The organism is Pseudomonas sp. p106 (assembly GCF_003936645.1).
In the GTDB taxonomy this organism is placed as follows: Bacteria; Pseudomonadota; Gammaproteobacteria; order Pseudomonadales; family Pseudomonadaceae; genus Aquipseudomonas; species Aquipseudomonas putida_E.
In genome coordinates, this window is record NZ_RHQR01000008.1 from 135,832 (window position 1) to 158,563 (window position 22,732).

The 22,732-nt window shown below is 62.5% G+C and carries 26 protein-coding genes; 13 read left to right on the plus strand and 13 right to left on the minus strand.

What is annotated here, in order from left to right:
• The 5 genes from modB to EGJ09_RS12765 form a co-directional block, all read right to left on the minus strand.
• Entirely contained in the window at positions 1–681 is a 681-nt protein-coding gene (gene modB / locus EGJ09_RS12750; RefSeq protein ID WP_125923983.1) for a molybdate ABC transporter permease subunit, read from the minus strand.
• On the minus strand, positions 681–1,439 hold the full coding sequence (gene modA, locus EGJ09_RS12755) for a molybdate ABC transporter substrate-binding protein (protein WP_125923986.1): 759 nt from the start codon (positions 1,437–1,439) through the stop codon (positions 681–683). Before modA ends, modB begins: the two co-directional genes overlap by 1 nt.
• 178 nt (positions 1,440–1,617) lie before the next feature.
• Positions 1,618–2,694, minus strand: a complete 1,077-nt coding sequence (locus tag EGJ09_RS12760) for a nitronate monooxygenase family protein (RefSeq protein WP_125923988.1) — start codon at positions 2,692–2,694, stop codon at positions 1,618–1,620.
• Positions 2,695–2,712: 18 nt separating this feature from the next.
• A complete protein-coding gene (locus EGJ09_RS26560; RefSeq protein ID WP_012315041.1) occupies positions 2,713–2,883 on the minus strand; it encodes a hypothetical protein in 171 nt (56 codons plus the stop codon).
• A gap of 7 nt (positions 2,884–2,890) precedes the next feature.
• Positions 2,891–3,193, minus strand: a complete 303-nt coding sequence (locus tag EGJ09_RS12765; protein WP_046785735.1) for a DUF1883 domain-containing protein — start codon at positions 3,191–3,193, stop codon at positions 2,891–2,893.
• A gap of 160 nt (positions 3,194–3,353) precedes the next feature.
• Here EGJ09_RS12765 and EGJ09_RS12770 point away from each other — a divergent pair, with 160 nt between their 5' ends.
• The 9 genes from EGJ09_RS12770 (at position 3,354) to EGJ09_RS12810 (ending at position 12,007) form a co-directional block, all read left to right on the plus strand.
• Entirely contained in the window at positions 3,354–3,713 is a 360-nt protein-coding gene (locus EGJ09_RS12770) for a hypothetical protein (protein WP_039602624.1), read from the plus strand.
• A gap of 145 nt (positions 3,714–3,858) precedes the next feature.
• Positions 3,859–4,509, plus strand: a complete 651-nt coding sequence (locus tag EGJ09_RS12775) for a cytochrome c (RefSeq protein WP_125923989.1) — start codon at positions 3,859–3,861, stop codon at positions 4,507–4,509.
• Positions 4,510–4,523: 14 nt separating this feature from the next.
• On the plus strand, positions 4,524–5,438 hold the full coding sequence (locus EGJ09_RS12780; RefSeq protein WP_119689064.1) for a c-type cytochrome: 915 nt from the start codon (positions 4,524–4,526) through the stop codon (positions 5,436–5,438).
• A 100-nt stretch (positions 5,439–5,538) separates the two neighbouring features.
• Positions 5,539–6,900: a UDP-glucose/GDP-mannose dehydrogenase family protein gene (locus tag EGJ09_RS12785; RefSeq protein ID WP_125923991.1), complete on the plus strand. Its 1,362-nt coding sequence runs from the start codon at positions 5,539–5,541 to the stop codon at positions 6,898–6,900.
• 48 nt (positions 6,901–6,948) lie between these two features.
• Positions 6,949–7,788, plus strand: coding sequence for a UTP--glucose-1-phosphate uridylyltransferase GalU (gene galU, locus EGJ09_RS12790; RefSeq protein WP_012315035.1), 840 nt, complete (start codon positions 6,949–6,951; stop codon positions 7,786–7,788).
• A gap of 98 nt (positions 7,789–7,886) precedes the next feature.
• Positions 7,887–9,242, plus strand: a complete 1,356-nt coding sequence (gorA, locus tag EGJ09_RS12795) for a glutathione-disulfide reductase (RefSeq protein ID WP_125923994.1) — start codon at positions 7,887–7,889, stop codon at positions 9,240–9,242.
• A gap of 270 nt (positions 9,243–9,512) precedes the next feature.
• Complete coding sequence (gene ahpC, locus EGJ09_RS12800) at positions 9,513–10,076, plus strand: alkyl hydroperoxide reductase subunit C (protein WP_012315033.1); 564 nt, start codon at positions 9,513–9,515, stop codon at positions 10,074–10,076.
• A 124-nt stretch (positions 10,077–10,200) separates the two neighbouring features.
• Positions 10,201–11,763 carry an alkyl hydroperoxide reductase subunit F gene (gene ahpF, locus EGJ09_RS12805; protein ID WP_125923995.1) on the plus strand — a complete coding sequence of 521 codons (1,563 nt, stop codon included), beginning with the start codon at positions 10,201–10,203 and terminating at the stop codon, positions 11,761–11,763.
• Between the two features lie 55 nt (positions 11,764–11,818).
• Positions 11,819–12,007 carry a hypothetical protein gene (locus EGJ09_RS12810; RefSeq protein ID WP_046785739.1) on the plus strand — a complete coding sequence of 63 codons (189 nt, stop codon included), beginning with the start codon at positions 11,819–11,821 and terminating at the stop codon, positions 12,005–12,007.
• Between the two features lie 5 nt (positions 12,008–12,012).
• Here EGJ09_RS12810 and EGJ09_RS12815 read toward each other — a convergent pair whose 3' ends face one another.
• From EGJ09_RS12815 to nhaR, 3 genes are all read right to left on the minus strand, one after another.
• The gene (locus EGJ09_RS12815) at positions 12,013–12,660 is read right to left on the minus strand and encodes a YceH family protein (RefSeq protein ID WP_115274404.1); all 648 of its coding nucleotides are present in this window, start codon (positions 12,658–12,660) and stop codon (positions 12,013–12,015) included.
• Between the two features lie 226 nt (positions 12,661–12,886).
• Positions 12,887–14,098, minus strand: coding sequence for a serine/threonine transporter SstT (gene sstT, locus EGJ09_RS12820; protein WP_125923997.1), 1,212 nt, complete (start codon positions 14,096–14,098; stop codon positions 12,887–12,889).
• Positions 14,099–14,176: 78 nt separating this feature from the next.
• Positions 14,177–15,070 carry a transcriptional activator NhaR gene (gene nhaR, locus EGJ09_RS12825; RefSeq protein ID WP_125923999.1) on the minus strand — a complete coding sequence of 298 codons (894 nt, stop codon included), beginning with the start codon at positions 15,068–15,070 and terminating at the stop codon, positions 14,177–14,179.
• A 134-nt stretch (positions 15,071–15,204) separates the two neighbouring features.
• Between nhaR and EGJ09_RS12830 the strand changes: the two genes are divergently transcribed.
• Positions 15,205–15,444: a hypothetical protein gene (locus tag EGJ09_RS12830; protein ID WP_012315027.1), complete on the plus strand. Its 240-nt coding sequence runs from the start codon at positions 15,205–15,207 to the stop codon at positions 15,442–15,444.
• Positions 15,445–15,469: 25 nt separating this feature from the next.
• Positions 15,470–16,222: a TerC family protein gene (locus tag EGJ09_RS12835; protein WP_125924000.1), complete on the plus strand. Its 753-nt coding sequence runs from the start codon at positions 15,470–15,472 to the stop codon at positions 16,220–16,222.
• A 68-nt stretch (positions 16,223–16,290) separates the two neighbouring features.
• On the opposite strand, the gene EGJ09_RS12840 is transcribed toward EGJ09_RS12835, so the two are convergent.
• On the minus strand, positions 16,291–17,589 hold the full coding sequence (locus EGJ09_RS12840) for an MFS transporter (protein WP_125924002.1): 1,299 nt from the start codon (positions 17,587–17,589) through the stop codon (positions 16,291–16,293).
• 263 nt (positions 17,590–17,852) lie between these two features.
• On the opposite strand from EGJ09_RS12840, the gene EGJ09_RS12845 reads away from it, so the two are divergent.
• Together EGJ09_RS12845 and EGJ09_RS12850 are read left to right on the plus strand one after the other, a co-directional pair.
• Positions 17,853–18,407 carry a chalcone isomerase family protein gene (locus tag EGJ09_RS12845; protein WP_046785744.1) on the plus strand — a complete coding sequence of 185 codons (555 nt, stop codon included), beginning with the start codon at positions 17,853–17,855 and terminating at the stop codon, positions 18,405–18,407.
• 2 nt (positions 18,408–18,409) lie between these two features.
• Positions 18,410–18,946: a DUF3833 domain-containing protein gene (locus tag EGJ09_RS12850; protein WP_125924004.1), complete on the plus strand. Its 537-nt coding sequence runs from the start codon at positions 18,410–18,412 to the stop codon at positions 18,944–18,946.
• A 1-nt stretch (position 18,947) separates the two neighbouring features.
• On the opposite strand, the gene EGJ09_RS12855 is transcribed toward EGJ09_RS12850, so the two are convergent.
• From EGJ09_RS12855 to EGJ09_RS12870, 4 genes are read right to left on the minus strand one after another with little or no spacing between them, the layout of a single operon-like run.
• Positions 18,948–19,436 (minus strand): DUF2878 domain-containing protein, encoded by a 489-nt coding sequence (locus tag EGJ09_RS12855; RefSeq protein ID WP_125924005.1) that lies wholly within the window; start codon positions 19,434–19,436, stop codon positions 18,948–18,950.
• A 2-nt stretch (positions 19,437–19,438) separates the two neighbouring features.
• Positions 19,439–20,698, minus strand: coding sequence for a cyclopropane-fatty-acyl-phospholipid synthase family protein (locus EGJ09_RS12860; protein ID WP_125924007.1), 1,260 nt, complete (start codon positions 20,696–20,698; stop codon positions 19,439–19,441).
• Positions 20,673–21,485, minus strand: a complete 813-nt coding sequence (locus EGJ09_RS12865) for a DUF1365 domain-containing protein (protein WP_125924009.1) — start codon at positions 21,483–21,485, stop codon at positions 20,673–20,675. The genes EGJ09_RS12860 and EGJ09_RS12865 overlap by 26 nt, the downstream gene beginning before the upstream one ends.
• Entirely contained in the window at positions 21,482–22,729 is a 1,248-nt protein-coding gene (locus EGJ09_RS12870; RefSeq protein ID WP_125924011.1) for an NAD(P)/FAD-dependent oxidoreductase, read from the minus strand. The genes EGJ09_RS12865 and EGJ09_RS12870 overlap by 4 nt, the downstream gene beginning before the upstream one ends.
• Positions 22,730–22,732: the final 3 nt, after the last annotated feature.

The following is a 22,732-nucleotide window of genomic DNA, read 5'->3' on the forward strand; positions in this document are numbered from 1 at the left end:
TCAGCTCCAGCCAGGCTTGCCATGGCGCCCCGCGTACAGCAGGAGCAGCACCAGGAACGAGAACACCAGCATGGCACCTGCCAGCCAGTGGGCTTGCGTATACTCCATGGCCTCGACGTGATCGAAGATCTGCACCGAGACCACGCGGGTCTTGTCGGGGATGTTGCCGCCAATCATCAGCACCACGCCAAACTCGCCTACGGTGTGGGCAAAGCCAAGGATGCTGGCGGTGATGAAGCCAGGCCGCGCCAGCGGCAGCACCACATGCACGAAGGTGTCCCACGGGCTGGCGCGCAAGGTGGCGGCAACTTCCAGCGGGCGCTGGCCGATGGCAGCGAAGGCGTTCTGCAGCGGTTGCACCACGAACGGCAGGGAGTACACCGTCGAGCCGATCACCAGCCCAGTGAAACTGAACACCACGCTTCCCAGGCCCAGCGCCTCGGTGGCCTGGCCTATCCAGCCCTGCGGGCCGAGGGCGATCAGCAGGTAAAAACCGATCACCGTCGGCGGCAGCACCAGTGGTAGCGCCACCACCGCACCCAGCGGCCCGCGCAACCAAGAGCGCGTGTGCGCCAGCCACCAGGCAATAGGCGTGCCGATGAGCAGCAAGATCAGGGTGGTCAGGCTGGCCAGTTTCACCGTCAGCCAGATGGCACCCAGGTCACTGGCGTCCAGCGGCATCAGCGTTCATAACCATAGGATTTGATCAGCGCAGCAGCTTTTGGGCCTTTGAGGTATTCAACCAGTGCCTTGGCCGCCGGGTTGTCTTTGCCCTTGTTGAGAATGACGGCGTCCTGGCGGATAGGGTCGTGCAGTTCGGGCGGTACGACCCAGGCCGAACCACCGGTGACTTTGCCGTCTTTGTAGATCTGCGACAGGGCGACGAAGCCCAGCTCGGCATTGCCGGTGGAGACGAACTGGAAGGCCTGGGTGATGTTCTGGCCTTCGACGATCTTGCCCTGGGTGGCTTCGGCCAGGCCAAGCTTGGCCAGCACCTGAGTGGCGGCCAGGCCGTAGGGTGCCGTCTTCGGGTTGGCGATGGACAGGTGCTTGTACTGGTTTTTCTTCAGTACCTCACCTTGGGCGTCAACATAGCCTTCCTTGGCCGACCACAGCGCAAGGGTGCCGATGGCGTAGGTGAAGCGCGAGCCGGGGACGATGTCCTTTTCCTGCTCCAGCTTGGCCGGGGTGCTGTCATCGGCGGCGAGGAACACCTCGAACGGTGCGCCGTTCTTGATCTGTGCGTAGAACTGCCCCGTGGCGCCATAGGCGGCGATCAGCTTGTGGCCGGTGTCTTTCTCGAAGTCCTTGGCGATGGCCTGGATCGGCGCGGTGAAGTTTGCCGCGACCGCAACCTGCACCTCGTCGGCCCAGGCGCTGTTGAGTGATAGCAGGCAGGCGAGGGCAGTGGCGGTGAGGTGGGGCAGGCGGATACGCATGAAAACAGCTCCCTAGGAGTGCAGGTTATCGTTATAGCGGTAACTATATAGCGATAGGCCCCAAGCCGGAAGGTGCTGTCTGGCTTGCAATCCTTGCAGGAGCCGGCTTGCCGGTAATCACCGGCACAGCCGGTGCCATGCCCCGCAGCCCCTGCAAGCCGGCACCCCAGATAAATTCCTAACGCCCAACCAGCGCCAACGCCCTCTCTGCAATCTCCCGGGTCAACTGTTCAGCCGGCATTGCCTTGCCCAGCCGCAACGCTTGCCCCGCCCACAAGTTGCTGAAGTCGCTGTTGCCTTGCGGGTCGGTGATTGCCCGCAACGGCATCAGCGCGCCGCCTGCCAGGGGGAAGCGTGGCGCCAGTTCACTCATCGGCCCCAGCTCGCGCATGACGCGGTTGTTGATGCCGCGCGCCGGGCGCCCGGTGAACAGGTTGGTCAGGGCCGTGTCGCTGGCCGGTGCACTGTCCAGCGCGCGTCGATGGGCCGCAGACACCTTGGCTTGGGGGCAGAACAGGTAGGCCGTGCCGATTTGCACGGCGCTGGCACCCAGGGCCAGTGCTGCAACCAGGCCACGGTGGTCAGCGATGCCGCCAGCGGCGATCACCGGCACGCCCACTGCATCGGCAACCTGCGGCACCAGGGCGAAGGTGCCGATCTGGCTGTTGATGTCTTCGCTGAGGAACATGCCGCGATGGCCACCGGCTTCACTGCCCATGGCAATGATCGCGTCGCAACCCTTGGCCTCCAGCCACAGCGCTTCTTCCACCGTGGTGGCACTGGACAGCACCTTGGCCCCGGCTGCTTTTACCCGCTGCAGCAATGCAGCCTCAGGCAGGCCGAAGTGGAAACTCACCACCTCAGGGCGCAATTGTTCGACCAGCCGGCAGCTGTGCTCGTCGAACGGTGCACGGTTGGAAACCGGAGTGGGAGCCTCGAAGTCGGCGCCAACTTCTGTGTAATACGGTTTGAGTGCCAGCTTCCAGCGCGTTTCGCGGTCGATGTCTGGGGTGGGCGGCTGGTGGCAGAAAAAATTCAGGTTAAGCGGGGCGCCCGGGCAAGCGCTGCGAAAGGCTGCAATCTCGCCGCGCACCTGCTCGCCCGTGAGCATGGCGCAGGGCAGGGCGCCCAGGCCACCGGCTTTGGCCACGGCGATTGCCAGGGGCGAGCCGCTGGCGCCGGCCATAGGCGCCTGGAGGATGGGCAACTCGATGCCCAGCAGATCGAGAATACGATGGTCGGGCCAGTTGCTCATGCAGTCCTCCCTGCGCTTTTACAGTGCCTTGCTGACCTGGATGTCGCTGATCTTGTCGGCGTCGTCGCCGTGGATCTTGCGCAGGGCATCGAGTGCCTGCTCGTGCGAGGCATCGGGCATGACGGCGAAATCCCAGCGGCGTTCGCCGTCGAGCTTGTATTTGATGACGTACTTGATGTTCTGGGTCATGGCGGTCTTATCTGAGTTTGGACGACGAACGACGGATGATCTTGATCTTGTGGGTCAAGGTCGGCTTGCGCGTTACCGAGATGGGACGGGTGGTCACGGTGTCGATGGTGATGTTCCAGAAACCGGTGCTGGGTACCGTGATCTTGGCCGGGAACCGCTCGAAGTGGCCGCCGTGGTAAGTGTGTCGGCCGCCATTTTTGAAGCTGCGGAAGTTGGCGTCGTTCATCAGGCGGATGTTGCAGCGTTGAGAGCACTCGACGACAACGATGTCGTCCTCGTTGAGATGCTCGCGCTGGTGTACGAATTTCATGGGGTGCTCCGCAAAGTCGGGTTCTGCAAACGCGAACGATACCACGATGTCGGGATTGGCTGGCGCGCCTGATGGCATGGGGCTAGATAAATCTGCCAAAGCACGGAGCAAAAGTGCCTGGCCGTGGTCTGATGCATTCCTGATAGGTGAGGTGTGCCAAATGAAGTGGATGGTGGCGGCGTTGTCCCTGACGCTGGGTGGTTGTGTCAGCGTTTCCGAGCTGGAGCAGTCGCACGAAACGATGGATGTGATCTCTGGCAAGACGCCCCGCGAGTATGCCGACTGTGTCAAGGCGGAGCTGGCGAACACCCGTGATCCCTTGGTCGAAGAGCAGCGCGACGATGGCCTGCGGTTGATCGTGCCGCAAAAGTTGACTGCCGGCGCCGGGCCAGCGGCACTGGTGGACATCGAGGAACGTGGCAGCGGCAGCAGCATCAAGCTGCATGAACGCTTGAACAACTTCCCGCTGCGCCTGGGTGATGTGCGCACGGCGGCGACCAAGTGCATCTCTGGCGGTTGATCTGGCTCAACTAAAGCGCGGTTAACAAGGCCAATTGCCATCTGTTGGTCGGGTTGGCATTGTTGGCAATTCCCTGGCGGGGCTAGTATCCATTTGCTTATGTGTTTTAAGCCTAAGCTTATAACAAAAGAAATGGAGATTCGTGATGACCCCGTTGAGTCGAGTCCTGATCGGCAGCCTGCTGATCCTGGCCTGGCCCATGGCGCACGCCGCCGATGGCCAGAAGATCTTCACCCAGGGTGGCGCCAACCCCGCCGCCATGGCTTGTATGGGCTGCCATGGTGCGGACGGCAAGGGCATAGCCGCCGCTGGGTTCCCACGTTTGGCCGGCCTGCCGGCCGGCTACCTGAGCAAGCAGTTGCATGACTGGCGTGCCGGCAGCCGTAAACAGGCAGTGATGGAGCCGCTGGCCAAAGCCTTGACCGAGGATGAGATCACGGCCGTCAGCGACTACCTGGCCAGCCTGCCTGGCGACCCGACCCCCGGCTTGCGCCGCCAGCAAATCGCAGACGACCCCACCACCCGACTGGCCCTTTACGGCGACTGGAGCCGCAATATTCCCGGTTGCGTGCAATGCCATGGCCCTGGTGGCAGTGGAGTTGGCGAGCACTTTCCGCCCTTGGCCGGGCAGCCTGCCAGCTACCTGGTGGCGCAACTCAACGGCTGGCGCGACGGCAGCCGCAGCAACGACCCCAATCAGCTGATGGTCGGTGTGGCCAAGGCCATGACCGACCAAGAGGTCCAGGCAATCGCAGAATTCTTTGCCAACCCTGCCAGCCAGGAGGTCAAGCCATGAAAGCCATGAAAGCCATGAAAGCATTGATGCCAGCGTTGCTGCTGTCGGCCATGGGGCACGCCGTTGCGGCGCCCATCGCCATGGAAGACCAGTCGCAGTTGAACGTTCCTGCTGCCCAGGCCTCAGCGCAGTTCGCGCCTCCCGCTGAGAGTGAGCTGCCGGACAACGCCTTCGGCAAAATGGTACGCGAGGGCCATGCGCTGTTCGTCGACACCCGCCGACTGATGCCCGAGGCGGTGGGTAATGGCATGAACTGCAGTAACTGCCACCTCGACCAGGGCCGCCTGGCAAACTCCGCGCCGATGTGGGGTGCGTACCCTATGTACCCGGCCTATCGCAAGAAGAACGACAAGGTCAACACCTACGCCGAACGTATCCAAGGCTGCTTCCAGTTCAGCATGAACGGCAAGCCCCCGGCCGCCGACAGCCCGCAGATGACTGCGCTGTCGGCCTATGCCTACTGGCTGTCCACCAAAGCGCCTACCGGTGTGGAGATCGCCGGGCGTGGCTACCCTGAAGTACCACAACCCCAGGGTGGCTACGACTTCAAGCGCGGCCAGCAGGTCTACCGCGAGCAGTGCGCCATCTGTCACGGGGACAATGGTGAAGGGCAGAAAGTGGCCGGCGAATACGTGATGCCGCCCTTGTGGGGCAAGGATTCCTACAACTGGGGTGCCGGCATGCACCGGATCAACACCGCGGCCTCCTTCATCAAGCACAACATGCCGCTGGGCCGGCCAGGCAGCCTGAGTGATCAGCAGGCGTGGGATGTGGCAGCCTGGGTCAATCGCCACGAACGGCCGCAGGACCCTCGGCTGGTGGAGGGCTCTGTCGAGAAGACCCGGCTGAAGTTCCATGCCAACGACGGGGTCAACCTGTATGGGCAGAAGGTCGAGGGGGTGCTGATCGGGCAGGGAACAGGTAGCTGACGCGCTCACCGTTGGCCTCACGGTTCTGTCATCCGGCCGTCACCGCTTTGCAACCCCTGCGGGGTAGCAATGTCCGCTATCTCACTCAAGGAGCGCGGCCATGGACCTCTGTGTGATCGGGGCAGGGTATGTAGGGTTGGTGACGGCAGCCTGTTTCGCCGGGATGGGCAACCGGGTGGTGTGCCTGGAACGCGACCCGCAGCGCCTGGCACAACTGCGTCAGGGCCAGTGTCCGATCCATGAACCGGGGCTGCAGGCACTGTTGCAATCTGGGATCGGCCAAGGGCTGCTGAGCTTCAGCGACCAGTGGCAGCCTTCGCTGGCCAAGGCTCAGGTGGTGTTCATCGCCGTCGGCACGCCCAGCCTGGAAGACGGCTCGGCCGACCTGCAGCACGTGCTGGCCGTGGCCGACAGCCTTGGCCGCCATTTGCCGCGCAGTTGCCTGGTGGTCAACAAGTCGACCGTGCCGGTCGGCACCGCAGAGCGCGTGGCCCGGCACGTGATGCAGGGCCTGCGCGACCGCAGCGCCGGTTTTACCGTCGAGGTGGCGAGCAACCCTGAGTTTCTCAAGGAAGGCAGCGCCATCGACGATTTCATGCGCCCGGACCGCATCATCATCGGCACGGACAACGAGGCAGCACGGCAGTCCTTGCAACGCCTCTACGCGCCTTTTGTGCGCAATCGCGAACGTATCCTGGTGATGTCCCCGCGTGCGGCCGAATTCAGCAAGTACGCAGCCAATGCCTTCCTGGCGACCAAGATATCGTTCATCAATGAATTGGCCGGGCTGTGCGCACACTTGGGGGTGGACATCGAACAGGTGCGCCACGGCATCGGTAGCGACCGACGCATCGGCAGCCATTTCATCTACGCCGGCTGTGGTTATGGGGGGTCATGCTTCCCGAAGGATATTCGCGCGCTGGTCCGCACCGCCGAGCAGCAAGGTTATCAGCCTGCCATCCTGCGGGCAGTACAAGCCCGCAACGATCAGCAGAAGACCCTGTTGTTCACTGCGTTGCAGCAGCATTTCGGTGGGTTCATGCGCGGGCGTACCGTGGCGGTGTGGGGGCTGGCTTTCAAACCGGGCACCGATGACCTGCGCGAGGCCCCCAGCCTGGTGCTGCTCGATGCCTTGCTGGCCGCAGGGACGCGCGTGCAGGCCTGTGACCCGGTGGCGCTGGCCGGGGTTGCCGAGCGCTATGCGCAGGCGCTGGCCAGTGGCCAACTGAAACTGACCGATGACCCCTACGCCTGCGTGGAGGGTGCCGATGCACTGGCCCTGGTGACTGAATGGAAGCAGTTCCGCCAGCCGGATTTCAGCCGTGTGCGCGGGTTGATGCGCATGCCGGTGATATTTGATGGCCGTAATATTTACGATCCCTTGGAACTATCTACACTGGGTTATCTCTATCATGGCATCGGTCGGCCGCAGGCGGGGCATTGTAAGGTGACAGCCGCCTGATTAGACTGCGCCGAATTCCACAGGCTCTGCCTTTGTTTAAGGACGTTTATGATCAAGAAATGCTTGTTCCCGGCAGCCGGTTACGGCACTCGCTTCCTGCCTGCTACCAAAGCCATGCCCAAGGAAATGCTGCCAGTGGTCAACAAGCCACTGATCCAGTATGGCGTTGAAGAGGCCCTGGACGCTGGCCTGAACGAGATTTCCATCGTCACCGGCCGCGGCAAGCGCGCCCTGGAAGACCACTTCGACATCAGCTACGAGCTGGAAAACCAGATCAAGGGCACCGACAAGGAAAAATACCTGGTCGGCATCCGCCGCCTGCTCAACGAGTGCTCGTTCTCCTACACCCGCCAGACCGAAATGAAAGGCCTGGGCCACGCCATCCTGACCGGCCAGCCGCTGATCGGTGACGAACCGTTTGCTGTGGTGCTGGCGGACGACCTGTGCGTAAACCCGGAAGGTGACGGCGTACTGACCCAGATGGTCAAACTGTACAACCAGTTCCGCTGCTCGATCATCGCCATCCAGGAAGTCGACCCGCAGGAAACCAACAAGTACGGCGTGATTGCCGGCGACATGATCCGCGACGACATCTTCCGTGTGACCAACATGGTCGAAAAGCCTGCGCCGGAAGACGCGCCATCGAACCTGGCGATCATCGGCCGCTACATCCTGACCCCGGATATCTTCGATATCATCCGCAACACCCCACCGGGCAAAGGCGGCGAGATCCAGATCACCGACGCACTGATGCAGCAGGCACAGAACGGCTGCGTGATTGCCTACAAGTTCAAGGGCCAGCGTTTCGACTGCGGCGGCGCCGAAGGCTACATCGACGCCACCAACTTCTGCTTCGAGAACTACTACAAGACCGGCAAGGCTTACTGATAAGCCCCTGCAGGTCGACGAGCCACCCTTCGGGGTGGCTTTTTTGTTTGTGGCGGCCAACGGCGGTATGCTGAGCGCCAGCCAAGGAGACTGAATACATGGCCTACGATTTTGATCTGTTCGTGATTGGTGCCGGGTCCGGTGGTGTGCGAGCGGCACGCTTCGCAGCGGGCTTTGGTGCAAAAGTGGCGGTGGCCGAGAGCCGCTACCTGGGTGGTACCTGCGTCAACGTCGGTTGCGTGCCCAAGAAGTTGCTGGTGTATGGCGCCCACATCGCCGATGAGCTGGAGCAGGCTGCCGGCTACGGCTGGTCCCTGGAAGAGGGCCACTTCGACTGGGGTACCCTGATCGCCAACAAGAACCGCGAAATCGAGCGCCTCAACGGCATCTATCGCAACCTGCTGGTCAACAGCGGCGTGACCTTGCTGGAAGGCCATGCGCGCATCACCGGCGCCAACGAAGTGGAAGTGCAAGGCCAGCGCTACAGCGCCGGGCACATCCTCATCGCCACCGGTGGCTGGCCACAGGTGCCGGACATCCCGGGCAAGGAACTGGCCATCACCTCCAACGAGGCGTTCTACCTCAAAGAACTGCCACGCCGGGTGCTGGTGGTGGGGGGCGGCTACATCGCGGTCGAGTTCGCCGGCATTTTCCAGGGCCTGGGCGCCGCCACCACGTTACTGTACCGCGGCGAGATGTTCCTGCGCGGTTTCGACGGCTCGGTGCGTACCCACCTGAAGGAAGAACTGGAAAAACGCGGCATGGACTTGCAGTTCAATGCCGATATCCAGCGCATCGAGCAGCTTGAGGACGGCAGCCTGAAGGCCACGCTCAAGGATGGCCGCGAGCTGGTCACCGATTGTGTGTTCTACGCCACCGGCCGACGCCCGATGCTCGACAACCTGGGCCTGGAAAACACCGGTGTGGAGCTGGACGGCCGCGGTTATATCCGCGTGGATGAGCAGTACCAGACCACCGCCCCGTCGATCCTGGCCATTGGCGATGTGATTGGCCGCGTGCAGCTCACCCCGGTCGCCCTGGCCGAAGGCATGGCCGTGGCGCGGCGCCTGTTCAAACCCGAGCAGTACCGCCCGGTGGATTACCAGAACATCCCCACCGCGGTGTTCAGCCAGCCGCCGATCGGTACCGTGGGCCTGACTGAAGAGCAGGCGCTGGAAGCCGGGCACAAGGTGCAGGTCTTCGAGAGCCGCTTCCGCGCCATGAAACTGACCCTCACCGACATCCAGGAAAAGACCCTGATGAAGCTGGTGGTGGACGCCGAGACCGACAAGGTGCTGGGCTGCCACATGGTCGGCCCTGATGCCGGCGAGATCATTCAGGGGTTGGGTGTTGCCCTGAAGGCTGGCGCTACCAAGCAGCAGTTCGACGAGACCATTGGCGTGCACCCGACGGCGGCGGAAGAGTTCGTCACCATGCGGACCGTTACGCGCTAAACCTCACGGACCCTATCGCCGGCAAGCCGGCTCTCACAGGTACGGCCCAGCTCTCAAGCTCGGCGCCGTACCTGTGTGTGCTGGTTTGCCAGCGATAAGGCTGTTGAATGCTTGCGCAATCCTTTGCTCAGCCCAATCCCTTCTATTAATAAACCTCGCTTATAGCCAAAACCAATCGCAAGCATGAGGTTTGCCAATGAGCCTTCGTGGCGACCAGCGGTTAGGATTCTCTCCGTCAACTGATTTCAACCCCATGAAGGAGCGTCTCTCATGCCTATCATCAACAGCCAGGTCAAACCGTTCAACGCCACCGCCTTCCACAACGGCGAATTCGTTCAGGTAAGCGAAGCCGACCTGAAGGGCAAGTGGTCTGTCGTGTTCTTCTACCCGGCCGACTTCACTTTCGTCTGCCCGACCGAGCTGGGTGACCTTGCTGACAACTACGCCGAGTTCCAGAAGCTGGGCGTGGAAATCTACGGTGTGTCCACCGACACCCACTTCACCCACAAAGCCTGGCACGACACTTCCGACACCATCAGCAAGATCAAGTACCCGCTGATCGGTGACCCGACCCACGTCATCTCGCGCAACTTCGACGTGCTGATCGAAGAAGCCGGTATGGCCGACCGCGGTACTTTCGTGATCAACCCGGAAGGCCAGATCAAGATCGTCGAAATCAACGACGGTGGTGTAGGCCGCGACGCCAGCGAGCTGCTGCGCAAGGTCAAGGCTGCCCAGTACATCGCCGCTCACCCAGGCGAAGTCTGCCCAGCCAAGTGGAAAGAAGGCGAAGCTACCCTCGCGCCATCCCTGGACCTGGTCGGCAAAATCTAAGACCGTGCGCCAGTCGTGGGCGGTGAGCAGCCGCCAAAGCTGAAGTACTCACTGCCCCGCCAAACGCCCGGGCGCTATTGCCTGGGCGTTTTTGTATCCGAAGATTGAAAAAGGAATCGCCCGTATGTTGGACGCCACGCTTAAATCGCAACTGAAAACCTACCTGGAGCGGGTCACCCAGCCGATCGAGATCGTTGCTTCCCTCGACGACGGCGCGAAGTCCCGCGAATTGCACGACCTGCTGGTGGAAATTGCCAGCCTGTCGAACCTCATTACCTTGAGCGCGGACGGTACCGACGCCCGTCGGCCTTCGTTCTCGCTCAACCGCCCGGGCGCTGACATCAGCCTGCGTTTTGCCGGCATCCCCATGGGCCACGAATTCACCTCCCTGGTGCTGGCGCTGCTGCAAGTCGGCGGCCACCCCTCCAAGGCCAGCGCCGAAGTGATCGAGCAGATCCAGGCCCTGGAAGGCGAGTTCACCTTCGAGACCTACTTCTCGCTGTCGTGCCAGAACTGCCCGGACGTGGTCCAGGCGCTGAACCTGATGGCGGTGCTCAACCCTAACGTACGCCACGTGGCCATCGACGGTGCGCTGTTCCAGGACGAAGTCGAGTCGCGCAAGATCATGGCCGTGCCCAGCATCTACCTGAACGGCGAAGTGTTCGGCCAGGGGCGCATGGGCCTTGAGGAAATCCTCGGCAAGATCGACACCAACGCCGGCGCCCGCCAGGCCGAGAAGATCAATGCCAAGGACGCCTTTGACGTGCTGGTGGTCGGCGGCGGCCCCGCCGGTGCTGCGGCTGCCATCTACGCAGCACGCAAAGGCATCCGTACCGGTGTCGCTGCCGAGCGTTTCGGCGGCCAGGTGCTCGATACCATGGCCATCGAGAACTTCATCTCGGTGCAGGAAACCGAAGGGCCGAAACTGGCAACTGCATTGGAAGAGCACGTCAAGCAGTACGACGTCGACATCATGAACCTGCAGCGCGGCGAAGCACTGATTCCGGCCACCGACGGCGGCCTGCACGAAGTACGCCTGGCCGGCGGCGCCTCGCTCAAAGCCAAGACCGTGATCCTTGCCACCGGCGCCCGCTGGCGCGAAATGAACGTGCCGGGTGAGCAGGAGTACCGTGCCCGTGGCGTGGCTTACTGCCCGCACTGCGATGGCCCGCTGTTCAAGGGCAAGCGTGTGGCGGTGATCGGTGGCGGCAACTCCGGCGTGGAAGCAGCCATTGACCTGGCCGGCATCGTCGCGCAGGTGACGTTGATCGAATTCGACAGCCAGCTGCGTGCCGATGCCGTGCTGCAGCGCAAGCTGCACAGCATGCCGAACGTCAAGGTGATCACCAGCGCGCTGACCACCGAAGTGGTGGGCAATGGCGAGAAGGTGACCGGCTTGCGCTACAAGGACCGCACCACCGACGAGCAGCATGAGCTGGCGCTGGAAGGTATCTTCGTGCAGATCGGCCTGTTGCCCAATACCGACTGGCTCAAGGGGACGATCGAGCTGTCGCCGCGTGGCGAGATCATCGTCGATGCCAAAGGTGCGACCAGCATCCCGGGCGTGTTCGCAGCCGGTGATGTGACCACCGTGCCGTACAAGCAGATCGTCATTGCGGTGGGTGAGGGTGCCAAGGCATCGCTGGCGGCCTTCGATCACCTGATCCGCACCTCGGCGCCGGCGTAAACCTGAAACCCGGGGGTGTCTATGCTTACTGCCGACACCCTCGGGAATTCAAGCCATGACCCTGATCAGCCGCGAACCCTGGTGGCTAGTGCCACCCCAGCCCGGGCAGCAGGAGCAGGACCTGCACTGGGGTTACCTGGAAATCTACGCAGACGGCCGTACCGTGTTCGTCGACCAGCGCCCCAGTGAGCGGGAAATGGCCGAGCGCAAAAGCTGCCGCAACTTCCCTGAACCGGAACACTGAGTGGCTTAGCCTTCAAGCTCGGCCAGGCGCGCCTCCAGCGCGGCAATCCGGGCCTCCAGGGCTTCGATCCTTTCTTCCGACACATTGCCGCCACTGTTGCGCGCCCCACCTTCCTGCTGGCGAGCGGCAAGAATCGCCTCGATTTCTGCCGGATCCCCCAGTGCATGGGTGTAGCGGTCTTCGCGCTGCCCGGCCTGGCGTGGCAGATGCAGTGCCAAACCACGCGAGATCAGGCGCTCCAGCTGGTGCTGGATCTGTTCGGTGTCATCGAAGTCGTGCAAGCGGTTGCTGCGGGTCAACAGCTCGTTGAGGGTTTGCGGCCCGCGCAGGAACATCAGGCCCATCAGTATCAGCTGGGCCGGTACCAGCTCCAGTGCCTTGTCCACCCGCTGTTCCCAACGGTCTGCGCGGCTGCCCATCTGCAGCCGGGTCATGCCCTGGCTTTCCAGGGCACGCAGCGCCTGCCCGACCTGGCCCTGGGACAGGTTCATCACCGGCTCACGGCTGGTCTTCTGGTTGCAGGCCAGCACCAGGGCATTGAGGGTCAGTGGATAACTTTCAGGGCTGGTGGCCTGTTTTTCGATCAGCGCGCCGAGAATGCGGATCTCGGTACTGCTGAAGCGGCCTTCGTCTGCGGTTTGATTTTCTGACATGGCCAAGTCTCATTGCGAGGAAAAGGCCACTAGCGTAGGTAAAGCGCCTGGCTTAAGCAATCACTGCCCCATCGCTGGCAAGCCGGCGCCCACGATATGGATGGCGTCACGGTTTGAAATCAAGCAACACAACCGCTTTCACGGGCACTGCACATGCCTTGAGTTCATGGCCAGTCTGTGGGCGCCGGCTTGCCGGCGAATGGGCCGCTACGCGGCCCTGGTTATCTCAAGCACTACGGCGCTCTTGCGCCTGGCAGGCCGCCGCCGTGAACAGCACATCGGTCGAAGAATTCAGCGCAGTCTCTGCCGAATCCTGCAGCACGCCAATGATGAAGCCAACAGCAACCACCTGCATGGCAATCTCGCTGGGAATGCCGAACAGGCTGCATGCCAGCGGGATCAGCAGCAGCGAACCGCCAGCCACGCCCGACGCACCACAGGCGCAGACCGCCGCCACCATGCTCAGCAGCACCGCAGTAGGCAGGTCTACCGGGATGCCCAGCGTGTGCACGGCTGCCAGGGTCAGCACGGTGATTGTGATGGCCGCGCCCGCCATATTGATGGTCGCACCCAGCGGGATCGACACCGAGTAGGTGTCCTCATGCAGGCCCAGGCGCTCGGACAGTGCCAGGTTGACCGGAATGTTGGCCGCCGAGCTGCGGGTGAAGAAGGCCGTGATACCACTTTCGCGCAGGCACAGCAGCGTCAATGGGTAAGGGTTGCGGCGGATCTTGCAGAACACGATCAGCGGGTTCATCACCAGCGCCACGAACAGCATGCAGCCGATCAGCACCCCCAGCAGGTGCAGGTAGCCAAGCAGGGCATCGAGGCCAGACTGGGCGAGTGTCGAACTGACCAGGCCGAAAATGCCCAGCGGGGCGAAGCGGATGACTACCCGCACGATCAGGGTTACGCCATTGGACAGGTCCTCGACCACGGTGCGGGTGGTTTCGCCGGCATGGCGCAGCGCCACGCCCAAACCAATGGCCCAGGTCAGCACACCAATGAAATTGGCGTTGAGCAGGGCGTTGATCGGGTTGTCGACAGCGCTCAGCACCAGGTTTTGCAGCACTTCACCAATGCCGCCAGGCGCGCTCAGGGTGACATCGCTGGCGCTCAGGGCAAGTTGCGAAGGGAACAGCATGCTGGCGACAACGGCCACCACTGCAGCCGAGAAGGTGCCCAGCAGGTACAGCCAGAGAATCGGGCGGATGTGGGTTTCCTGGCCATGGCGATGGTTGGCGATCGAGGCCATGACCAGAATGAACACCAGCACCGGCGCGACTGCTTTCAGGGCGCTGACGAACACCTTGCCGAGAAAGCCCAGGTCGAGGGCGATGGCTGGCGCAAGCAAGGCCAGGACAATACCGGCGATCAGGCCGATGACGATCTGGGTCACCAGGCTGGTGCGGTTGAGGACGCGAAGGAGGGGGGACATGTGCTGCGCTATCTCGGTATCTTGAAAGGGCGTGACTTTACCATAGACCTTGGTAGGGTCGTCCCGGCCTGTTTGCGCTCACCAATGGAACAGCTCCCGACGCGCCCCCTCGGTAATGGCAACGATCCCGGGGTGCTTGACCTTGCGTTCAACCGAAATGGCATAGAACGACTCGTGCACCGCCTCGGTCTGCCCGATCAGCTCCACCCCGTACTGGCGGCACACTTCCTCGGCAATCACACTGGGAGCCACGAAGATACCGCTGCCCGACTGGCCGAATGCCTGCATCAAGGCGCTGTCGTCGAATTCGCCGATTATCCGCGGTTGCACCTGCTGCTCGTCAAGCCAGCGCAGCAGCCGGCTGCGCACTACCGTTTCCTGGCCCGGGATCAGCAATGGTGCATCGTGCAGGCAGCCAGGAAAGACGCCAGCGTGGCGTTGGGCCAAGGCTTTTGTAGCAAAGAAGCTCAAGCCGCATTCCCCGAGCTTCTGGCTGTAACCCTTGATATCCAGGTGGTTGGGCATCGGGCTGTCGGATATCACCAGGTCCAGGCGCTGGATCGCCAGGTCTGCCAGCAGGCGTTCGAGTTTGTCCTCACGGCAGTTGATGCGCAGCACATCGTCCAGCTCCATGGTGGGCGCGAGCAGGCGATAGACGATCGATTTGGGCACCACGTCGGCAACCCCCACGCGAAACAGGATCTGCTCCTGCGGGCCGGCGCGCAGCATGGCCTCCAGTTCACCGCCGATCTGGAACATCTGCTCGGCGTAGATCAAGGTCTGGCGACCGGTTTCGGTCAGCTCCAGCTGCCGCCCGACCCGTTGGAACAGCTCCAGGCCGTAGGTCTGCTCGAACAGGCTGATCTGACCGCTGATGGTCTGCGGGGTCAGGTTCAGTTGCTCACTGGCGCGGGCGATGCTGCCGGTCTTGGCCACGGCCCAGAAATAGTGAAGCTGTCGATAGTTGAGCATCACCGCGTTCCCGATTCGTAAAAACCGAAGTATAACCGCTGAAAATACGAATTTTCCTGATGTATCGGCATCTTTAGAATTCGACGCCATCAGGCGCATTGCGCGCCGTCGGGATATCGACAAGCGAGGACCCCATGCTGCAATTCAAATCCATTGGCACACCCTTGGTGCTAGCCTTGGCACTGATGAGCCTGGCAGGCTGCGACCAGGCCGAGAAATCTGCCCAGCAGATGCTCGACCAGGCCGCCAAATCGGCCAAGCAGGCCATCGATGACACCAACGAAGCGGCGCAGCAGGCGCTGAGCGACGCTATCGGCACCGAAGGGCAGAAGCCCAAGGACGCCGACCAGCAAGACAAAACCCAGGACATCTGACCCAGAAACGTTGCAGGACTGAAAAATGGAATATTTGCTGGAACTCGCCTCAAGCCCCACCGCCTGGGTAGCCCTTGCCACACTGGTGGCCATGGAAGTCGTACTGGGCATCGATAACCTGATCTTCATCTCGATCCTGACCAACAAATTACCGGTCGAATACCGTTCCAAGGCACGCCGTATCGGTATCAGCATGGCCTTGATCATGCGTTTGGCGCTGCTCAGCACGGTGGCGTGGATCGTTCAGCTGACCGACCCGGTATTCGAAGTGTTCGGTAATGCCTTCTCCTGGAAGGACGTGATCCTGATTGCCGGTGGCCTGTTCCTGCTGTGGAAAGCGACCAAGGAAATCCACGAAAACGTCGACCCGCACGGCGCCAAGGAAGAAGCCAAGGTGTCCTCCACGGTTACCCTGGGCTTCGCGGCCGCGATCTTCCAGATCCTGCTGCTGGACATCGTGTTCTCGGTTGACAGCATCATCACCGCTGTGGGCATGACCGAGCACCTGCCGATCATGATCATTGCCGTGATCACTGCCGTGATCGTCATGATGGTGGCCGCTGACCCGTTGGCGAACTTCATCAACGACAACCCGACCGTGGTCATGTTGGCCCTGGGCTTCCTGATCATGATCGGCATGACCCTGATCGCCGAAGGTTTCGGTGCCCATGTGCCAAAAGGTTATGTGTATGCAGCGATGGCCTTCTCTACGGCGATCGAAGTGCTCAACATCCTGGCCCGCCGGGCACGGATGAAGCGCGAAGCGACCGAAGGCTGATTCATGGCGGGGGCGCTTTGCGCCCCATTCGCCGGCGGGCCCCCTTCCAGGAAGGGGGCAACTGACGCTTACTGCGCTTCAACCTTGCGCGGCGCCATGAAGTACAACCACACCAGTGCAATGAAATACATCGCCGGGATCATGGTGAACAGCACTGCGTAGTTGTTATTGGTAACCGTCAGCACGGTGCCGACGATCTGCGTCATGAACATGCCGCCAATGGCCGCACACATGCTGCCAAAGCCGAACACCGTGCTTATCAGGTGCTTGGGCGTGTAATCCATCAGCAGGCTCCATATGTTCGCCGTCCAGGCCTGGTGCGCGCCGACCGCCACGGCAATGGCAAGCACCGCTACCCACAGGCCACTGGCGTTGGCGGCGAAGGTCACGCTGATCATGGTGCAGGCGAAGATCAGCATCGATATCAGGCGTGCCCGTATGGCGCGTACGCCACGGCCTATCAGCCAGGACGAAAGGATGCCGCCGCCAATGCTGCCGAAGTCGGCCGTGAGCCAGATCAGGATCAGCGGGATGCCCATCTGGGTCACGCTGATGCCCAGGTTGTACTGCTGGTTGAGAAAAGGTGGCAGCCAGTACAGGTAGAACCAGAACACCGGTGCGGTGATCGCGAATGCCACGGCGAAGGCCCAGGTGCCGCGCATGCGCAGGATGCGGCTGAAGGGCACACGTACCGCCTCAGGCTCGGCTTCGCGCTGGATGTACTCCAGTTCGCTCTGGCGCACAGTCGGGTGCTCTTCAGGGTTGAAGTATTTCAAGCCCCAGAACACCACCCAGACCAGGCCCAGGCAACCCATGGCGATAAAGGCGGCCTGCCAGCCCCAGGCCGCCAGGATCACTGGCAGCAGCGCCGGGGTGATCATCGCGCCAACGTTGGTACCGGCGTTGAACAGCCCGGTGGCAATGGCCCTTTCACCGGCGGGGAACCACAGCCGTGTGGTCTTCACACAAGCCGGATAATTGGCGGCTTCGGTCAGGCCGAGGATGAAGCGGCAGACCATGAAGCCTGCGGCCGATGTGGCCAGGCCATGGGCACCGGTGGCCAGGCTCCAGAGCAGTACCGCCATGAAAAATGCACGTTTTACGCCGATTTTGTCGATCAACCGGCCCTGCAACAGGAAGCCGATGGCGTAACCCACCTGGAACCAGAAGTTGATGTTGGCGTAGTCCATCGCCGTCCAGCTCATGTCCTTGGCCAGCATGGGCTGCATGATGCCGAGGGCGGCGCGGTCGATGTAGATCAGTGTGGTGGCGAAGAACACCAGGGCGAGCATGCCCCAGCGCGTCTTGCCGACAGCAAAGGCGTCGCGAATCTTGCTGCCCATGGAAGCATGGGGAATAGGAGGCATGGCCGATGTACCTGTTTCTTGAAATTGTAATGAGCTGCTGGATGCTTCTGGCCCGCGGGTTTGGCTCAAGGCAGTGAGCACCCGCAAGGCCGTGGCATGGTGAGCAGTGAAGCAAGGACCGTCAATGCCAGAAAACGCGCTACCGTTCGATAACCGAACGATTGCCGTCCGTCATTATTTTGCGTGAAAGACTCGATATCTCTACATAAAGTTGTACATAAAAATATACTTGTACAATATTTGAGTATTCCGGTCTCCAGAGTATGGCCATGCGAAGCACTGTCACAGCCCTCAACCTGTTCGTGCTTGCCGTTGCGCTTGCCGTCATGCCACCCGCCGTGGCGGACTGGCGGCCAGCGGTGCCCGAGGCGCGCAGCGTCGGCAGCGGTGAGTTCACCTGGTTTGGCCTGCGTGTCTACACCGCCCGTTTGTGGAGCGCAGGCTCGCCGCAGGGCTGGAGTGAGCCTTTTGCCCTGGACCTTCTCTACCACCGGAGGTTGTCACGCGAGGCGCTGGTGCAGGCCAGTCTGGATGAAATGCGTCGTCTGAGCGACCGCCCTTTGCCCGAGGCCACGCTTGAGCGTTGGGAGCAAGCGATGAACGAGGCGTTCGTCGATGTGCGCCCGGGCATGCGCATCACCGGGGTGTACCTGCCGGGGCAGGGCTCCCGGTTCTATGTCGATGGTCAACTGCGTCGCGAAATCGCCGACCCGGCGTTTGCCAGGGCATTTTTTGCCATCTGGCTGGACCCGCGGGCCCGGGACCCCGAATTGCGCCAGCGCCTGCTCGGCCTGGCCGGTAATGATCAAGGAGATTGAACATGCGAAGAGTGTTGCTATTGGTCGGCTGCCTGCTGCTGGGCAGTTGCGGCAATGTCGAGGTCGACCATTACGCCGGTGAAAAGCCGGCGCTGGACCTGGTCACGTTCTTCTCCGTGCCGGTGCAGGCCTGGGGCATGTTCCAGAATCGCTCGGGGGAAGTGGTCAAACGCTTCGATGTGCGCATCGACAGCCGCCGCGAAGGTGACCGGCTGATTCTTGACGAGCACTTCGTGTACAGCGACGGTACGCGCCAGCGGCGCATCTGGACCCTGACCCCGGACGGCCCCGGGCGCTGGCGTGGTCGTGCGGGCGATGTGATCGGCGAAGCCCGCGGCGAGGTGGCGGGCAACGCCCTGCACTGGCGCTACCGCCTGGACCTGCCGGTCGACGGCCGGCATTGGGAAATGGACATCGATGACTGGATGTACCTGATGGATGAGGACACCCTGATCAACCGTTCGAGCATGCGCAAACTGGGTGTGGAGGTCGGGCAGATCACCCTGTTTTTCCGCCGCCTGCCAAAGGCCTTGCCGTGACTCAGGCCGCTCTCGCGAGCCGTAGCATCAACGGAAATGCCACCGCCCAGATCGGTGCCAGCAGCAGGGCGGTAGGCAGGGGACCCATTGGTAGTTCCACCCCGGCCAGCCGCGCCCCCGCCAGGTAGGCCAACGGCCCACCGAACAGTCCAAGCAGCCCTCCTAGCCACAGCGGGCGGGCAGCCCAGGCCAGGCTGTGGCGTAACCCGCTTGCCAGCACCAGCCACATCAGGGCCAGCCAGCCGGGCAGCGGCCATTGGGCAAAAGCAAATACCCCCAGTGCCCCCAGCAGGCTGTCCAGCAGACAACCTGCAAGCCCTATCGCCAGCAGCGCACGCAGTTCTGCGCGCCGCTCATGGCAATAACCCAGGTGCAGCGCCAAGCCTATCGGCACCAGGGCAAGCAGCCAGGGCGTGTGGGCGCCGAGTACACATACCCACCAGCCAGCCTGCAACCACACTGCATTGGCGATAAGCCAGGTACGTGACATGTTCAGGCACCTGGCAAAGGCGCCCGACGGGCTTGCGGCGCGGCCCACAGCAGTTGCGCCACGCCAATGGCACGTTCCTCGAAGCCGCCCTGGCAGTAACACAGGTAGAACTCCCACAGGCGCTGGAAGGTTTCGTCGTAACCCAGGTCCTTGAGTGCCGTGCGCGCCTGGCGCAGGTTATCGCGCCAATGGCGCAAGGTGCGGGCATAGTCCTGGCCAAAGTCCTCCATATGCACCAGGTTCAACCCGGTCTTGCGGCTGGCGGTGTCCAGCAGCACGCTCAGTGATGGCAGCGCACCGCCTGGGAATATGTAGCGCTGGATGAAATCCACCGAGCGCCGCGCCTGGGCGTAACGTTGATCGCGAATGGTGATGGCCTGCAGCAGCATCAGGCCATCCTCCTTGAGCAGTGCGGCACACTGGCGGAAGTAAGTGGGCAGGTAACGGTGGCCGACGGCCTCGATCATCTCGATCGAAACCAGCTTGTCGAAGCGCCCGCTCAGGTCGCGGTAGTCCTCGCGCAGCACCGTGATGCGTTGCGTAAGGCCCAGCGCTTGCACCCGTTGCAGGGTGTGGGCGTACTGCGCCTCGGACAGCGTCGTGGTGGTGACGCGGCAGCCATACCGGGTGGCAGCATGGATGGCCAGGCTGCCCCAGCCGGTGCCGATTTCCAGCAGGTGTTCGTGGGGTTTGAGCTCGAGCTTCTGGCAGATGCGTTCAAGCTTGTTCAGTTGCGCCTGCTCCAGGGTTTGCTCGGCGCTCTCGAACTGCGCCGCCGAGTACATCATGGTTGGGTCGAGCAGGCGTTCGAACAAGGCGTTGCCCAGGTCGTAATGGGCCAGGATGTTGCGCCGTGAACCGCGTCGGCTATTGCGGTTGAGCCGGTGCAGCAGGTGCAGGGCCGGGCGTGCCAGGCGTGCCAGCCCGCCCTCCATGGCATCGAGCACCTCAAGGTTGGCGACGAACACACGGGTGACTGCGGCCAGGTCGGGTGTGCGCCAGTAGCCATGGATATAGCCTTCCCCGGCGCCGATCGAGCCGTTACTGGCGACCAGGCTCCAGGCGGCCTCGTCAACGATTTCGACCTGGGCGTGCAGAGCACTGCCGGCTTCACCGAAGGTCCACTGACGATCGTTGCAGATCACCCGCAAACTGCCGCGGGCCAAGCGGCGCAACTGGGCCAGCACGGCCGTCCTGGCCAGGTTGCCAAGCAGTGGTGTCAGGCCGGTGGACTTGCTAACGCTCAGGGTGGGCTCGGTCATCATCTAACTCCTTGGAGGCGGCTTGGCCCAGGCTCAGGTTACCCAGGCTGGCGCTATGGTCGTGGATGGGCGTGCGCTTGAGCAGCAGCTGCAAGGCCTGCCAGTAGATGGCTGCTACGGTGCGCAGGCTCATCCAGGGGAAACTCAGGATATGGCGGTACAGAGCGGCGCGATCCAGCGGCCCGCGTTGCAGCGCGAGGTCGGCATCGAACACCTTTTGCCCCTCGCGCCAGTTCTCCATGTGCACGTGTACGCGCCGCGCATCGAGCAGAAAACGCAGGCGGTACTCCATGTCCAGGGGCATGAACGGCGACACATGGAACGCCTTGGCCACGCAAAACCCGGTAGACAGGCCGTCTTGCACCGGCAACACGTAGTGAAAGCGCTCGCGCCATGGCGTGTTGCGCACCTCCAGCAGGATCGCCTGCAACTGGCCGGCGGGGTCGTGGCAGAAGTAGACACTCACCGGGTTGAACGAAAGGCCCCAGCAGCGCGGCTGGGTTAGCAGGTGCACGGCGCCTTCAGGCGTTTGCCCGGTGGCCTGGCCGACCAATTGCCGAGCGGCCTGGGCCAATGGCATGCCATTGCGGGTCAGCGCCGGCAGGTAATCGCTTTCGCGCCAGCTCAGCGGCGCCAGTCGCGACCGCCCCAGCCAGCGGCTGAGGCTGAGCAGGCGGGGTTGCTCGTCCAGGTCCAGGTAGAACATGCCGATCCGATAGCGGAAGGCATGCTGGCGCGGGGTCAGGCGCCTATGGCTGACCCAGCCGTGGCACAGGCTGCTGATCACAAGCCTTCCCCAAAAAACTCAGCCACTTTCAAGGCGCTGACCACGCCGTCCTCGTGGAAGCCGTTGGCCCAGTAGGCGCCGCAGAAGTAGCTGTGCTGTCGGCCCTGCAATTCAGCTTGTCTGGCCTGGGCAGCGAGGGCGACGAGGCTGTACTGCGGGTGCGCGTAGTTGAAGCGGGCGAGGATCTGCGTCGGGTCCACCAGTGCGGTCTGGTTCAGGCTCACGCAGAAGGTCACCGGCGCTTCGATACCTTGCAGGATGTTCATCGCGTAGGTCAGCGCGGCCGGTGCCTGCTGCGGGCCGCCGAGGCGGTAGTTCCAACTGGCCCAGGCTTTGCGCCGGGTTGGCAGCAGGCGGGTGTCGGTGTGCAGCACCACGTCGTTGCTGGCGTAGGTGATGGCGCCGAGTATTGCGCGCTCATCGGCACTGGGCGCCTCCAGCAAGGCCAAAGCCTGGTCGCTGTGGCAGGCGAACACCACATTATCGAAGCGCTCGCTGCCGGCCGCGCTGAACACGGTCACGCCGCCTTCGTCACGGCTGACACGGTCAACCGGGCAGTTGAGGCGGATGCGCTCGGCGAATGGCTTGCACAACGGCGCCAGGTAACTACGTGAACCACCCTCGATCACCCGCCATTGCGGGCGGTTGCTCACCGAGAGAAGGCCGTGGTTACGGCAAAAGCGCACGAAGAACTGCAGCGGAAAACCGAGCATGTCGGCGCGTGACATCGACCAGATAGCCGAGCCCATCGGCACGATGTAGTGGTCGATGAAGCGCTGGCCATAGCCCTGCGTCTGCAGGTAGCCACCCAGGGTGGTGGCTTCGTCGATACGCTGGCTGTCCAGGTCGGCAAGGACCTTGCGGTTGAAGCGCAGGATATCGCGCAGCATGCCCCAGAAGCCTGGCGACAACAGGTTGCTGCGCTGGGCGAACAGCGTGTTGAGGTCATGGCCGTTGTATTCGAAACCGCTACGCGGGTCATGCACCGAAAAGCTCATTTCGGTGGGCCTGGAGGCAACCTTGAGCTGGTCGAGCAGGCGGATGAAGTGCGGGTAGGTCCAGTCGTTGAATACGATAAAACCGGTATCCACTGCGTACTGGCGGCCACCCCATTGGACATCGACGGTATGGGTGTGGCCACCGATCCAGTCGGCGGCCTCGAACACAGTGACTTCATGCCGCCGAGAGAGCAGATAGGCACAGGTGAGGCCGGCAATACCGCTGCCGATGATTGCGATGCGCATGTC